Here is a 14,776-nt window from a genome sequence, read left to right as displayed (position 1 = left end):
CTGTATGCCATCACTGAATGTGTCGTTCACCGACGACGAGCTCGAGGGTGTGCGCGCGGCCGCCGCCGCCGAAGGAAAGAGCCTCAAGCAGTACCTGCATGATCTCGGCGTCCGTGAGATGCAGCGTCGGCAGTTCGTGGCCGGCGCCGCCGAATGGGCCGACCGGCTGCGCGGCGAGTTCGACGAGGCGTTCCCCGACGAGGTGCCGGCCTCCGAGAGTCACGACGGGTCCGCGGCTGCCTGATGCACCTCCACGTCGATGTCTCCTGGCTGCTCGATATCCAGGAGGTCGCTCTGGTCCGCGAGGACATGTCGGTCTCGGACTACTCCGCGCTCGTGGCGGCCGTAGCCCGGCACAAGACCAAGCTGCCGACCCTGGCCGCGGCCGATCCGGACGCCGCCTGGCGCGCGGCTGCGCTGATGCACACCATCGTGCGCCTGGAACCGCTCCCGAACCGCAACAGCCTGTACGCCGCGTTCGTCGCCGCTCAGTACATGGACCAGTCGGGAGAGGGCATCGACCCTCCCTATGGCGCGCTGTCCGACCTCGTACGCAAGATCCGCGACACCCGCGTCGGAGTCCGCGCCGTCGCCGACCAGCTGAGGTCCTGGAAGGTATGAGACGGGCTCTCTTCTGAAGGGTCGCCGTGCCGTGGCCACTTGGGGCGGAGTGCCCGGCGTCCGTCACGGAGCGGCCCCCCGCGTGGCGGCCGCCGGTGCGCGCCCCATCGGCGGGGTCCGGGGCCGGGCCCGCCATCCGTCGTCAAGCGCGTTCCGGTGGAGCGGTTCAGCCGTTGCCGGATGGGCGTGCCGTGATAGTCTTGATCCAGTTGCAGTTGTGGTTCCCGAAGACTTCAAGTGCCTTGGACGATTTCATATCGTCGGGCACTTTTGTATTTCCGGCGCTCTTTCCGGACGGGTTCATTGCGGCGGCACGGGGGTCCACACAGTGTGGGCCCCGGAATACTGCCCCGAAGGGGATATGACATGGCTACTGGAACCGTCAAGTGGTTCAACTCGGAAAAGGGCTTCGGCTTCATCGAGCAGGACGGCGGCGGCCCGGACGTCTTCGCCCACTACTCGAACATCGCGTCCTCCGGCTTCCGTGAGCTGCAGGAGGGCCAGAAGGTGAACTTCGACGTCACTCAGGGCCAGAAGGGCCCGCAGGCGGAGAACATCACTCCCGCCTGACGCTCAAGCGTACGAGGCAGCTGGGGCCCACCTTGCGGTGGGCCCCAGCTTGCTGCTTTCTCCAGGGATTGCCCCTGGCCCGGCGGGGGCCGCGGCCCAGGCCCCCTCCGTAACCTGCCCCGCTCTCCCATTCCGGGACATTCCCGGCCGCTTGATGACGGCTGCCCTCATGCGCCGCGTCGGTACGGCCGGTTTCGTTTGGTCCTACATCGGCTCGTTCTTGCAATTCATTCGGCTCATATCCGCCGGGAATTCCTCGATACGTGCCATATCGAGGAAGGTTCTTCATGAACCGATCGGCTCGCACGAACGACCGTTTTTCCAACGCCCGCAAGGACGGCTTTTCCGGTTCCGACCGAAGCGGCCGCTCCCGCTCGCAGAGCCAGGGGCGCCCTGTCGCCCGTTCGGGCGGCAACGGACGCCGTCCCTCCGCGGTGCAGGGCGAGTTCACGCCGCCGGTCACGGTCACCCCGGCCCTCCCGGCGGTTTCGACCTTCGGTGAACTGGGCCTTCCCGCCGAGTTGCTGGAGATGCTCACCAGCCTCGGCATGAACGAGCCGTTCCCGATCCAGGCCGCCACGCTGCCGAACTCCCTCGTGGGCCGGGACGTCCTGGGCCGCGGGCGCACCGGCTCGGGCAAGACGCTCGCCTTCGGACTGGCGCTCCTCGTCCGCACGGCCGGGCGGCGTGCCGAGCCCCGGAAACCGCTGGCCCTGGTCCTCGTCCCCACGCGTGAGCTGGCCCAGCAGGTCACCGATGCGCTCACCCCGTACGCCCGGTTGCTGAAGCTGCGGCTGGCCACCGTGGTCGGCGGGATGTCGATCGGCCGGCAGGCCGGCGCACTGCGGGGCGGTGTCGAGGTCGTCGTCGCGACTCCGGGCCGCCTCATGGATCTCGTCGAGCGCAAGGACTGCCGCCTGGACCGGGTGGACATCACCGTCCTGGACGAGGCGGACCAGATGGCCGACATGGGCTTCATGCCCCAGGTCACCGAGTTGCTCGACCAGGTGCGGCCCGACGGCCAGCGCATGCTTTTCTCGGCCACGCTGGACCGCAATATCGACCTCCTGGTCCGTCGCTATCTCCATGACCCGGTGGTCCACTCGGTCGACCCGTCGGCGGGCGCGGTCACCACGATGGAGCATCACGTGCTGTACGTGCACGGCGCCGACAAGCACGCCACCGCCACAGAGATCGCCGCCCGTGACGGGCGCGTCATGATGTTCCTGGACACCAAGCACGCCGTCGACCAGTTCACCAGGCACCTGCTGAGCAGCGGCGTGAGGGCGGCGGCGCTGCACGGCGGCAAGTCGCAGCCCCAGCGCACCCGCACCCTGGCACAGTTCAAGACCGGTCACGTCACGGTGCTGGTGGCCACCAACGTCGCCGCCCGCGGCATCCACGTCGACGACCTCCACCTCGTCGTCAACGTCGACCCGCCCAGCGACCACAAGGACTACCTGCACCGCGGCGGCCGTACGGCCCGTGCCGGCGAGTCCGGCAGCGTCGTCACCCTCGTCCTGCCCAACCAGCGCCGTGACATGACCCGTCTGCTGTCGGACGCCCGCATCAGGCCGCAGATCACCCAGGTCCGCTCCGGCGAGGCCGAGCTCAGCCGCATCACCGGCGCCCAGGCGCCCTCCGGCGTTCCCCTCAGCGGTAGCGCGCCGGCCGCGGAGCGCCCCCAGCGCGGCGGTGCCCCCTTCCGTGGCATGGGCACCCGCCCGGGCCGGGCCGGGCGTGCCGGTGGCGAGTCCCGCCGGTCCGCCGAGGCCCGCCAGACAGCCGAGGCCCGCAAGGCAGCCCGGGTTCGTCGCGGCGCCTAGCAGGGCCGAGCGCGAGCTGAAAGCCTCGCTTGTCGCTTGTCCTCGGTCCCCCTGCCCGGCGGAGGGGGACCGAACGGGTGAATCCCGCTTGCGCATGAGCATCACGTGCCCAGCCGGGGTCGCTACGACCGCAGGTCACAGGGATCACGGTGGACGATGCCGAGCGGCGGTGGGCGCGGAGATCCACCATTGTGGAGACAGATGCGATCACATCGCCCACATCGGGGAAGTCGAGTCCCATGAGCGAATCAGAGTTTTCGCCCGAAGGTCGGCCCGTGGACCTCTATCTCGACCTACTGCGCGCCCGTATGGCTCCAGCCGACTACGCGCTGCTGCTTCGTATGGTCGAACCAGTGCTCGAGGCAATGGAGGAGCAACGTGCGGGAACGATCGAGTTGAGTCTGGAAGGCCCGGATGGTGCCAGCGTCTCGCAGGAGATCCGTGACGAGGCGTCCCTCGTCGTGGCGGTCGCCGTCACGGGCCGTCTGGACAACCAGATCGTCGAGATCGAGACCGAGGAGACCGGACCCATCAGGGTCGTCACGGATTCGGGCACCGCGGCCGATCCCGCCCGGTGCAGGGAGATCGCCGACTTCATCGGTGAACGGCACCGGCAGGACGAGGAGCTGCGAGGTATCGCAGAGGTCAGCGGCTTGCCCACCGATGTCTGATACGCGCCGCGGCATCCGGCCCCGGGTGTGGCGGACAGCGGCGAGACATGGGCAGGGCGCCGGCCTGCTCGGTATCCCGGAACTCACGCCTGGTCAGGGGCAGCCGTACGCGAGGTGAGCCGCGTTCGTGCGAACTGCGGGTGAGAGCAGGCGCACCTCAGGGCGTGCGACGGGCGGCCACTGCCCCGCCATGCCCACAGGAGGCACGGGCGTGCCTGTTCCGGGCCGCGGGGTCTCCTCCCCGCAGGGTGCGTGCCGGTGCCAGACTCGTCACACGGCATGCCTTTTCGCCGTGCCCCGGGCAGGGCCCTGCGATGCTGGCGCTCGTGTCGATCACCTCTTCCGTGCCGGAACCGATCACGCCCGATGCCCCGGTCGCACTCCACCGTCCCCTGCTCACCCAGCAGTGGTTGGACCTCACATTCGTGCACTGGGCCGTGGATCCGGCGGCCGTGGCGGGACTGCTACCGACCGGCACCACCCCCGACACCGTCGATGGCGTCACGTTCGTCGGCCTGGTCGCGTTCCGGATGCATCGGGTGGGCTGGCTGCGCCTGCCGGGGGTGCCGTACTTCGGTTCCTTCCCGGAGACCAATGTGCGCCTGTACTCGGTGGACGCGTACGGGCGGCGCGGCGTGGTCTTCCGCTCCATGGACGCGTCCCGGCTCGTGCCGGTGCTCATGGGGCGTCTTGCCTTCCGGCTGCCGTACGTGTGGTCCCGGATGTCCGTGCGGACCCGCGAGGACACGGTCGGCTACACCAGTGCGCGGCGCCTGCCGGGACCGCGCGGTGCGCACAGTCGGCTCCTCGTCAGGCCCGGGGAGCGCATAACCGAGCCGACCGGTCTTGAACACTTCCTGACCGCCCGGTGGGGCATGCACAAGCCGTTCTTCGGCGACGCCGGGTTCCTGCCGAACGACCATCCGCGCTGGCCGCTGCACCGGGCGACGCTGGTCGCGTACGAGGAGAACCTCATCGAGTCGGCCGGGATACCGGCGCCCTCCGAGGAACCGGTGAGCGTGCTGTACTCCCCGGGCGTTCCCGTACGTCTCGGCCGCGCCGTGGCAGGCCCTCCGCGCAGGTGAGTTCCGTACGGGGGAGTGCCGTCGGCTCAGTGGCGGTGCCGGGGCGTCGGACGACGGGTGGTGAGCAGCAGCGCGATGTCATCGGGGCGGTCGGCGACATGCCGGGCCGTGGCGGTGAGCCGGTCGGCGACACCGGCCAGTGAACGCCGGCCCGGGCGGGCGGCGGGGGAACCGGCCCGGGCCAGGGCCACGCGCAGCGCGGTGATGCCCTCGTCGATGTCGACGCCGGGCCGCTCGACCAGCCCGTCCGTGTAGAGCGCGAGGATGGCGCCGGGCTCCAGCTGCAACTCCGTCACCGGGTACTGGGCCTGCGGGTCGACTCCGAGTACGACACCGCCGGGGATGTCCAGGATGTGGGTACGGCCGTCCGGGTACCGGATGATCGGTGGCGGATGCCCTGCCCGGGCCACCCGGGCCAGACCGGTGACGGGATCCAGCCGGATGTAGCAGCAGCTGGCGAACTGGCCGGGATCGAGGTCGATCAGGAGGTGGTTGGTGCCGCTGAGGACCTCGTCGGGCGGACGGTCACCGAGCGCGAAGGCCCGTACAGCGCTGCGTAGTTGACCCATGGTGGCGGCCGCCTGCACGCCGTGTCCCTGGACGTCGCCGATGACCAGGGCCAGACCGTCCCCGGACTCGACGACGTCGTACCAGTCCCCTCCCACGTCCATCCCCTGCGTGCCCGGCAGATAGCGCCCGACGGTCTCCACCTGCGGGTGTGACGACAGGCGCCGGGGGAGGAGGGCCTGCTGAAGACCGCGTGCTAGGGCGGCTTCGGAGTCGTAGCGCTGCGCCTTCTCCATGGCGTGGGCGATCAGTCCGGCGAGCGCGGTGAGCACGGTGCGTTCCTCGGTGCTGAAGCCTCGGGGGCGGTCGAAGCCCAGGATGCAGGATCCGACCGGGCGTCCGGAGGCGATGAGGGGCAGGAAAGCGCGGGCGCCCTCCGTCGCGTCGAGCGGGATACCGGGGTACGCGGCCGCGAGCTGGTGCATCGACTCGAAGAAGATCGGCCGGCCGCTGGTGAGAGTCTCGACGCCGGGCAGCCGGGTGTCGAGACCCACCCCTTCGAACGGGGCGAGGAATCCCTTGGGGAAACCCGTTTCCCAGGCCAGATACAGGTGCCGGTCCTGCAGCAGGTAGATGGCGAGCCGGCGGCCGCCGAAGGCCGGCAGCAGTTCCTGCATCACGACCGCGGACACCTGGCGGGCGGTGACCGCCTCCGTCAGCGCGATCGCGAGGACGATCGGACGGTACAGCGGAGCCATGGAGGTGACTTCGGCCGCGGATCCGTCGGCCTGGGGCATGGCGGCCGTTTCAGGACTCTCGTGTGGGGGCGCGGGGTCGGGAAGCGGATCCTCCACCCGGTTCGCCGGCACCACTTTGCAGGTCAGAATGTCGGGACCGGGATAGACGGAGAGCGCGAGCCAATCACCCCCGTGAGACTCCGACGGCGGCTTCTCACCGTCTTGGAGAGGCCGTACGACATGGAAGTGCACCGGGTCCGGTGACAGCAGGGCTTCGCGCAGATGGTCCTCGTAGGCAGGCCGGTCCAGCCACGGCACTCCCTCTCCCAGGGGGCGGCCCAGAAGCTGTGTCCGCGGTCGGCCCAGGAGCTGCGTGGCCCGTCGATTCGCGTAGACGATCAGGCCCAGCCGGTCGAGGCAGAACACGCCCTCCGGGAGCAGGTCGGCCGCTCCGTCGGCCGCCGAGCCGCTGCCCGGATCGAGGACCAAGCCGCGGACCGGGTACGGGCCGGACGCTACGGACGCCTCGTGCGGGGTCCAGAGTTCCAGCAACCGCAGGGTGCCGACGGCGGTGTGCACCTGCAGGGGCAGGGGCGGCGGTCTTCCTGCGGCCGTCTCCCTCAGGGCGGTCAGGATCTGCTGCGCGTCGGCTGCGGCCACGGCGTCCGCCAGCGCCTGCGGAGTGTCGGCGAAGTTCTCCGGCGTCACGCCGAGCAGGGCATGCAGACGGTTGTCCGTGGTCACGACATCCGTCGCAGGATCCCAGGTGAAACGCCCGATGCGCTCGACAGGAGGGCCGGCGGACGGTGGCCGCACGCACAGCGGCTCGCCGTCCCATGCGACCTGCGGCCCAGCGCTGTCCTCCAGGCTCCGAAGAGCCGCGCCCAGATCCTCGGCCAACTGCGCCATGCGGTCACGGTCGGGCAGCACCTCGGTGGCGTCCGACACCGAAGGACGCAGGAGGGTCAGTACGCCGTAGGTCGTCGACTCTCCCACGACGGGCACGTACACGGACCCGAACTGGAACGGCAGACCCGCCGCGAACTGGGGGTAGCGGCGCATCGTCTCCGTGGCGTCCGGGAGCACCACCTGGACTCCCAGCCGGTAGGCGTCGGCGACGGGGAACCGGCGGTCCACATGCAGGCGCCACCAGGGGCGGAACAACGGCCCGGGCAGCCCCGAGAGCACGGCCAGCCGCAGCAGTCCGGGCGTACTGGAGCGCAAGTACACGCCCCCGGCGAAGCCGCCGGCCGCGCTGATCGCCTCCATGGTGATCCCGGTCAGCAGCGTGGCCAGGCGTCCGGGCGTCCGGGTGTCGTGCTCGGCTCTCCCAGTCATCGGCCCTACCTCGTCCGTGCGCCGCCAAGTGGCTGACACAGCAAGAATGCGCCACGACGCCCTCCGCCTGCACCCGGGCGAGGAACTTCGCCTATGGACCCGGAGAGGGTACCGGGGCCTGCGCGGCCTGGAACATCCCTCGGTCCGTGTAGGGACCCGTGGTCTAAGCCCTTGCTCCGGCCCTGAAGTGGGATGTCCTGCCGTGGAAGGGACGGACTGAATGCGGCGGCACGTGTGTGTCAGCCGACGGTGGTCAGCCCGCTTCCCGTACCGGGAGGACGACCGCGGAGGGGTGTGCCGGGTCGTGGAAGACCTGCTGGTGGGCGATGCGGAGGGCGGTGGCGGTGGCGCGGGGTTCGCCGGTGCCGGGGTTGCGGTTGTAGCGGGGGAAGGCGCCACTGGAGACCTGGAGGCGGATGCGGTGGCCGCGCTTGAAGCGGTACGCCGTCGGCCACAGCCGCACCTCGGCCCGGGCGGTCTGGTCGGCGCCGGTCAGGCCGGTGAGGCCGTCGCACACATTGGTCGAGCGGCCTTCACCGTCGACGTCGCACAGTCGGACGAACACGTCGGCGTACGGAAGGCTGGAGCGGAACCAGATCTCGGCGTTGATCTCGCCGATCACCTCAGCGTCCTGGTCGAGGGCGGCGGTGGTGTAGACGAGGACGTCGGGGCGTGCTTCGAGCGTGGTGTTGTCGACACGGCCCGATTTCACGCCGACTGCCATACGTACGCCGCCGACGGCCGGGGTGGGGTCGGCCGGGTCGTAGCGGTAGCCGTCCGGCGCTGATTCGGCGGGCTTCTCGACGGACAGGGCACCGCCCGGCTGGAGGTGGAAACGGCGCGGCTCGTATCCCGGCGGCGGCCAGGACGGGAAGTCGCGCCACTGCTCCTCGCCCATCACGAACAGGCGGACCGGCGCGCGATCGGTCGGCCTTTCGCCGTAGGCGTGGGCCAGTCCGAAGTCGAGGGCCTCGGCCGTCGCCACTTCCCCCACGCCCAGGGAGATGTGCGCCCAGGGTCCGACGGTGAGTCGGGCACTCCGTCCGGCGTCCTGCAATGTCCGGTAGTCGCGGATCTGGCCGGGGAGGAAGATGTCGTACCAGCCGCCGACCGTGCTGACCGGAACGGTGCTGTCGGCGAGGCGGTGGCTGTGGTCGAGGACCTGCCAGAACGGCGAGTCGGCGTCGTGGGTGATGACGTTCTGGAAATAGTCGGAGGGGCGGCCGATGGCCGCGGTGTCGGCCTGGCTGAGAGGCAGCGTGTACCAGGCGTGCCGTTCCTTGCGGATCCGCAGCAGTTGGCGCAGCAGCGCGAACCGGCGTTCCTGCTCGGCGACCTGGAGGCCCCAGCCGAGCGTCGCCTCCAGGGCGAACGACTCCTTGCGGAGGAACTCCAGGGTGAAGGCGGATTCGGACACCGACGGGATCATCGCCTTGACCTGGGGCGGCAGTTGGCCGGCCACTGCCCACTGGGTGAAGCCGAGGTAGCTGCCGCCGTAGAGCACGACCGCGTCCCCGCACCAGGGCTGTTTGACCAGCCAGTCCAGGGTGTCCAGGCCGTCCTCACGCTCGCAGCGCAGCGGATCGAAGTCGCCACCGGATCCGAAGGTGCCGCGTGTGCTCTGGACCAGCACCTGGTAGCCACGCTCGGCCAGCGGCCGGACCAACTGCGCGGCGATCATGCCCGACCTGCCGTAGGGGATGCGGACGAGCGCGGTCGGCAGGCCGTGGCCGCCGGATCTGGGGGCCCAGCGGTCGGCCAGCAGTTCGGCTCCGTCGCGCATGGGCACACGCAGGTCGCGTTCGACGGCCAGGTCCCTGGTAAGGGGCGGGGGCAGGTGCAGCATGCGCTGGACGAGGTGACTGCTGAGCTTCATCGGACGGGGCCTCCGTCTGTGGGGGTGTGGCTGCTGCCGGCGAAGACCGACGCGAGGCGGAGCAGGCGCTGTGTCAGTTCCTCGGGGTCGAGGGGATCGTCGCCGTCTGTCAGCCAGTCGTTGACCACCGCGCCGGTGCCGCCCGCGACGAACGCCGTCAGATCCCGCGTCGTCTGATCGTCCAGCTCGTCGAACAGCTGCCCTACGGCCTTCTCGTTGGCGGAGCCGAACAGGCTGTTCAGCGTCCGGGTCATGGCGAACGCGCACGAGCCGGTGAGCATCGCCCGGTAGTAGCCCCGGTGCCTCGCGAAGTGCCGCGCCATCGTCGACACGCCCGCAGCCGCGTCGGTGTCGTCGCCGGCCTGCGTGACCAGTTCCCGTCGGACCAGGTCGGCCGCCGTCTCCACGAGCAGGGCGTCACGGTCGCCGAACTGGAGGTAGACCAGCTGCCGGCTCACATCGGCCGCCTCGGCCAGGTCCTTGACGGGGATGTCCGTAGTGCCGCGCTCGGACACCAGGCGTTCGGCGGCGGCCATCAGAGCGGAGCGCGAGCGCAGCACGCGGCGGTCCTGGCTGCGGGGTTCCCGGGTGGATTCGGGCTGCATGGCCTAATGGTAGACACGTGTAAATAACGGGACAAATGTAAAAGAGGGTGGCGAAGGCCTGGGCTCGGGAGATCGAAGCGCATACCGGGGCCGACGGCGGCTTCAGAGGCCGGGCGGGGCGGCTTCCGGCAATTGGGTAGATAACTGGAGATACTTCGTACAGCGTCGTCGGAGTGTCCGGGACGCGTCCGCGCGATGGAGGCCGCGTACGGCCGGGCGGGAGCGATGTTGATCCGTGTTCTTCTCGTCGAGGAGACAGACCTGGTGCGCGGGGCACTGGCTGCCCTGCTGACACGTGAGGAGGACATCGACGTGGTCGCGGCATCACCGGGGCACCATCAGACCGTCCCGCGGGCGCTGTGGTGCCAGCCCGATGTGGTCGTCATCGACGTCGACGGCGATGAGGACGAGGCGCTCGGCATCTCGCTGGAGCTGGCGGCGCGGCTGCCGGATTGCCGGACCCTGCTGGTGGCCGGCAAGGCGACCCCTGAGTATCTGCGACAGGCGCTGGCGCTGAGTGTCGCGGGCCTCATCAGTAAGAACGGCCCCTGCGACATCCTGGCTCAGGGGATCCGCAAGGTGGCGGCGGGCGAGCGGTTCATCGATCCGTCACTGGCGCTGCTGGCGCTCTCCTCGGCGGAGAGCCCGCTGACCTCGAGGGAACTGGAGGTTCTGCGGCTGGCGGCGGACGGCACGCCGACGCGTGAGATCGCCGACCGGCTGTCGTTGTCGGTGGGCACGGTCCGCAATCACCTCAACGCGGTCTCCAGGAAGACCGGGGCGCGCAACCGCATCGACGCGATCCGGATCGCCCGGGAGTCGGGGTGGCTGTAGGGCGCCCTCCCTTTTTTGAGGGCGCCTTCGCCGCCGCTTCGCCGCCGCTTCGCTCAGCCACTGTCGACAGTCGACCGTGCTCGATGGCTCGTCCCTCACGATCTCCGCGCGCTCTCCTTTTCGACAGCGGCCGCTCCGCTTTGGCTCAGCCGCCGACCCGGCACTGCAGATCAGGATCGGGCCTGAGCGTCGGCCGCCACGTGGTCCCAGTGGCCGATCAGGTCGCGGTAGAGGGCGCAGTCGGCCATCAGCCGGTCGTGCGTGCCGAGGCGGCAGCGCGGGCCGTCCATGACGAGGACGAGGTCGGCGCGCAGGGCGGAACTGATCCGATGGGCGCAGACGACAAGGGTGGCCGGGCGGCGGGCGAAGGCCCGCTCGGCGACCGCCTCGGCGGCCTGGTCGAGGTGGCAGGTGGCCTCGTCCAGCAGAACCAAGCGGGCGGGCGGCAGCAGGGCGCGGACGAGAGCGACCAACTGACGTTCACCGGCGGAGAGCTGGGCCGGGTTCACGGGTGCGTCGTAGCCGCCGAGGCGTTCGGTGAGCGGTCCCGCGCCGATGGCGCTGACCGCCGCGTCGAGGTCGGGCGGGGTGACCGTGGGGTGGAGGTAGGTGAGGTTCTCACGCAGGGTGCCGGCGAAGACGTACGCCTCCTGCGGGATCAGCACGCGGGACCGGGACAGCCGGCCGCTGTCCAGGGACCGGACCGGGACACCGCCCAGGCGGACATGGCCTGCCTGCGGGTCGAGCACTCCGGCGATGAGCGCGGCGAGAGTGGACTTGCCGGCCCCGCTGGGCCCGACAACCGCCAGGTGGGTGCCCGGCGCGAGGGAGAGATCGAGATCCCGGACGACCGGTTCGGCGGAGCGGGCGTAGGCGAAGGTGACACCGCGCAGCTCGACACCGCCGTCCCCCGGCTGCACTCCCCCCGACACACCGCTCATCACTGCGGGCTTCGTCGAACCGGCGGCTGCGGGTGGGACGTTGTCCGGCTCGGCGTTGGTGGCTCGGGGCGGGGCTGTCCCCGGTGTTCTTGTCACCGTCGCGGGTGAGGGGCGGGAGGCCCCAGGCATGTCCGAACCGGCGGTCGCGGGCGGGACGTTGTCCGGCTCGATACCGGTGGCTCGGGGCGCGTCCGCCGCCGGTGCCCCGGCCACCGCCGTGGGCGACGGGTCCGCCGCCTCGATGATCCGGCCGAGGGTGACCAGCAGCCACAGCCCGCTGCCACCGACGCCCTGGACGAAGCCTCGCAGGGCCGGTTGCAGGCTCTGCGAAACGTAGGTCAGCGCGCCCAGGATGGCGCCGACCGTCAGGCCGCCTCGGACCAGCCAAGGGGCCCCGGCCAGGATGAGCACGATCGGCAGCCAGCCGCCGACGCCCAGCGCGGCGGTCCGCAGGGCGGCGAGCCGGGCCAGGGCGCGGGCCGCGCTCGCCGCCGCATCGATGCGGATGCCGGCCCGGTCGCGTACGAGGTCCTCGGCGCCGCAGGCCGCCACGTCCCGCAAGCCGTCGGCCACCGCGCTCACGTGCTCGGCGATGGCCTCGTCGGCGAGGACGACCGCCCGCTGCCGGGCCGCCAGCGCCCGCAGGGCCAGCAGGAAGAGTCCGAGCCCGGCCGCCAGGGGCGGCATCACGAACAGCAGGAGGGCGGGATCGAGTGCGGCCAGCCCGAGCAGCACGCTCACCGCCGTCACCGTGAAGGTCTGCACGAACATCACGACCGCCCCGTACGACTCGCGGGCGATCTCCACCTGCTCGGTCAGCCGTGCCACACCGGCCGTGTCGGCGGGCTGACCGAAGGAGGCGGAGCGGTGCAGCGTACCGGTGGTGACGAGGGTGACCAGGTCGTCGCGGAACGGCTCGACGACCCCGGCCAGTTCGAGCGTGGCCCGGCGGGTGCCCCACGCGCCGACCAGGACGGCGCAGGCCAGCAGCCCCAGCCAGGCAAGGCCCTCCGCGCTGCGACCGGCGAGAAAGCCGTCGTCGACGGCGCGGGCGACCAGCCAGCCGGACAGCAGCGCGGGCACGGCCTGGAGCAGCGACCAGCCGGTGAGCCGGACGAACTCCCGGCGCCGCGTGCGCAGCGCGGAGCGCAACAGCCCACGTGCCCCCCGGATCACCGCACGCCCCCATGGAACTCCGGTTCAGGAAGCACGCCCTCGTCGACCTCCGGCTCCGGGTCCGGAAGCACGCTCTCGTGGTGCTCCGGTTCCGGACAGAAGACGGCCCGGTACTCCGGCTCTGCCCACAGTTCCCGGTGAGTGCCCTGACCCTGGACATGGCCCGCCCCTAGCCAGACGACGAGGTCCGCGCGAGCGGCGGTGGAGGCCCGGTGGGTCACGACGAGTCGCGTACGGTCGGCCAGGGCCCCGGCCCCGGTGAGCACCTGGCTGATGTGGTGCTCGGTGACGGTGTCGAGGCTGGCCGTCACGTCGTCGAGCACGAGGAGACGGCCGTGCGGGCCGGCCTGTACGAACGCCCGTGCCAGGCCGACCCGTTGGGTTTCCCCACCGGACAGCGGTGCTGTGCTGAGCCGGGTGCGGTACCCCTCGGGCATGGTCCGGATGAAGGTGTCGGCGCGCGCGCCGACGGCCCCGGCCGATACCTCCGCGTCCGAAGGCCTCCGTGGCCCGAACCCGATCGCGTCGGCGAAGGTGTCGCCCAGCAGCACCGGGCGTTCGAAGCCGTACGCGACGCCCCGCCGCAGCTCCGCGCGGTCCATGTCGCGCAGCGGCACTCCGTCGAACCGCACCTCGCCCTCGTCCGGATCGGTCAGCCGCCCGGCCAGCGCGGCCAGCAGGGACTTGCCGGATCCGGAGCGCCCCACGACGGCGATGAGGGACCCTGCCGGCAGGTCCAGGTCGACGCCGTCCAGCACGGCGTCGCCTTCGGCGGTGCGCATGGTCACCCGGTGGAACTCCAGACGGCCGCCGCCGGCAGCGGGCAGCCGCGCGTCGCCGTAGGCCACCATGGGTTCGCCCAGCACCTCGGCCACCCGGCCCGCGGTGGCGCGCGCGAAGGCAAGCCGGTTCACCGAGGCCACCAGCGAACTCACGCCGGTGGCCAGCAGGACGTACTCGCTCGCGGCGAGCATCTGACCCAGTGTGATGCGGCCCCGGGCGAGCTCCAGTCCGGCCACCGCCAGTACGGCGACCTCCAGCAGGGGGACGATCGTCGCGTCCCGTGCGGAGACCCGGGCGAACGCGCGCCACATCCCCATGCCGTGGCGGTGCAGTTCGGGCAGCGGCTCCAGCACCCGGCCGGTCTCACGGGCCGTGGTCCCGGCGGCGGTGATGGTGCGGATTCCGGTGAGGGCGTCGACGAGCCGGGCGGCGATCCGGCCCTGCGTGGCGAAGTAGCGGTCGTTGAGGTCGGAGACGTCGCGGACAAAGGCGCGGACCACCAGGACGACCAGCGGAAGTCCGGCGAGGAAGGTGAGGCACAGCCAGGGGTCTATGAGAGCCAGGGCCACCACCGCCCCGACCGGAGGGACCAGTTCGGTCACCGCCCACACCAGGCCCGCCGGGGCGCTGCCGGCCCGGGCGGTGTTGCCCACCAGGCGGGCCACCAGGTCTCCGGGGGTGTAGCGGCGAGTGGCACGGGTGCCCATGTCGAGGACGTGGCCGAGCAGGGTGTGCCGGAGCCATGCCGTGGAGCGGGAGTTGGCGACGGCGCCGGCGTAGTCGTCCGCGGCGTCGCACACCACGAGCAGTGCCACGGCGACGGCAGACAGGGTCAGCCACAGGGTGGAGTCGCCGCGCCCGAGGACGGCGTCGACCGTGCGGCCCATGACGGCGGGCAGTACGACGTAGAGCCCGGCGAGCAGGAGGGAAGTTGCGGCCAGGACGCCGCCCCAGGTACCGCCCCGCCGGACCGCCGTCAGCAGCAGACGGTCCGCCGCGCCTCGGTCCACCGGCTGCTCCCGTCGTCGTACCGTTCCAGCGGACGGGGCGGGGACACTGGAAGTGTCCCCGCCGTGGTGGTCAGGACTAGCAGAACAGCAGGCTGAGGCGGCTTCCTCCGCAGCCCTTGCTCGCGCGGCTGCCCGGCGGCGGGCGGTGGCCGGTCTCGGTGTCGATGGTGAGGCCCTGCAGTTCGAGGAGCGACAT

Annotated in this window: 13 protein-coding genes; 7 read left to right on the top strand and 6 right to left on the bottom strand. The window is 71.2% G+C overall.

Annotated elements, in window-relative coordinates:
• Positions 1-4 precede the first annotated feature (4 nt).
• From GAS53_RS04760 to GAS53_RS04735, 6 genes are all read left to right on the top strand, one after another.
• Entirely contained in the window at positions 5-244 is a 240-nt protein-coding gene (locus GAS53_RS04760) for a hypothetical protein (protein WP_192582954.1), read from the top strand.
• On the top strand, positions 244-621 hold the full coding sequence (locus tag GAS53_RS04755; protein ID WP_151476139.1) for a toxin Doc: 378 nt from the start codon (positions 244-246) through the stop codon (positions 619-621). The genes GAS53_RS04760 and GAS53_RS04755 overlap by 1 nt, the downstream gene beginning before the upstream one ends.
• A 366-nt stretch (positions 622-987) precedes the next feature.
• A complete protein-coding gene (locus GAS53_RS04750) occupies positions 988-1,191 on the top strand; it encodes a cold-shock protein (RefSeq protein WP_151476138.1) in 204 nt (67 codons plus the stop codon).
• 287 nt (positions 1,192-1,478) lie between these two features.
• Positions 1,479-3,017: a DEAD/DEAH box helicase gene (locus tag GAS53_RS04745; protein WP_151476137.1), complete on the top strand. Its 1,539-nt coding sequence runs from the start codon at positions 1,479-1,481 to the stop codon at positions 3,015-3,017.
• Between the two features lie 239 nt (positions 3,018-3,256).
• Positions 3,257-3,688 (top strand): hypothetical protein, encoded by a 432-nt coding sequence (locus GAS53_RS04740; protein WP_151476136.1) that lies wholly within the window; start codon positions 3,257-3,259, stop codon positions 3,686-3,688.
• A 326-nt stretch (positions 3,689-4,014) separates the two neighbouring features.
• Complete coding sequence (locus tag GAS53_RS04735; protein ID WP_225858728.1) at positions 4,015-4,773, top strand: YqjF family protein; 759 nt, start codon at positions 4,015-4,017, stop codon at positions 4,771-4,773.
• Between the two features lie 26 nt (positions 4,774-4,799).
• Here GAS53_RS04735 and GAS53_RS04730 read toward each other — a convergent pair whose 3' ends face one another.
• The 3 genes from GAS53_RS04730 to GAS53_RS04720 all read right to left on the bottom strand — a co-directional run bounded on the left by GAS53_RS04730 (position 4,800) and on the right by GAS53_RS04720 (position 9,836).
• Positions 4,800-7,355: a SpoIIE family protein phosphatase gene (locus tag GAS53_RS04730; RefSeq protein ID WP_151476134.1), complete on the bottom strand. Its 2,556-nt coding sequence runs from the start codon at positions 7,353-7,355 to the stop codon at positions 4,800-4,802.
• Positions 7,356-7,608: 253 nt separating this feature from the next.
• A complete protein-coding gene (locus tag GAS53_RS04725) occupies positions 7,609-9,231 on the bottom strand; it encodes a CocE/NonD family hydrolase (RefSeq protein WP_151476133.1) in 1,623 nt (540 codons plus the stop codon).
• Positions 9,228-9,836 (bottom strand): TetR/AcrR family transcriptional regulator, encoded by a 609-nt coding sequence (locus GAS53_RS04720; protein WP_151476132.1) that lies wholly within the window; start codon positions 9,834-9,836, stop codon positions 9,228-9,230. The genes GAS53_RS04725 and GAS53_RS04720 overlap by 4 nt, the downstream gene beginning before the upstream one ends.
• A gap of 228 nt (positions 9,837-10,064) precedes the next feature.
• Here GAS53_RS04720 and GAS53_RS04715 point away from each other — a divergent pair, with 228 nt between their 5' ends.
• Entirely contained in the window at positions 10,065-10,670 is a 606-nt protein-coding gene (locus GAS53_RS04715) for a response regulator transcription factor (protein WP_151476213.1), read from the top strand.
• A gap of 170 nt (positions 10,671-10,840) precedes the next feature.
• Here the strand turns inward: GAS53_RS04715 and GAS53_RS04710 are convergent, their stop codons facing one another.
• The 3 genes from GAS53_RS04710 to GAS53_RS04700 form a co-directional block, all read right to left on the bottom strand.
• Complete coding sequence (locus GAS53_RS04710; RefSeq protein WP_151476131.1) at positions 10,841-12,787, bottom strand: ATP-binding cassette domain-containing protein; 1,947 nt, start codon at positions 12,785-12,787, stop codon at positions 10,841-10,843.
• Complete coding sequence (locus tag GAS53_RS04705) at positions 12,784-14,580, bottom strand: ABC transporter ATP-binding protein (RefSeq protein WP_151476130.1); 1,797 nt, start codon at positions 14,578-14,580, stop codon at positions 12,784-12,786. The genes GAS53_RS04710 and GAS53_RS04705 overlap by 4 nt, the downstream gene beginning before the upstream one ends.
• Before the next feature lie 76 nt (positions 14,581-14,656).
• A complete protein-coding gene (locus GAS53_RS04700) occupies positions 14,657-14,776 on the bottom strand; it encodes a SapB/AmfS family lanthipeptide (protein ID WP_151476129.1) in 120 nt (39 codons plus the stop codon).

The organism is Streptomyces albicerus (genome assembly GCF_008905045.1).
GTDB lineage: Bacteria > Actinomycetota > Actinomycetes > Streptomycetales > Streptomycetaceae > Streptomyces > Streptomyces albicerus.
Note: the sequence above shows the minus strand (reverse complement) of the source record. Positions and strands in the feature narration are given on the sequence as shown.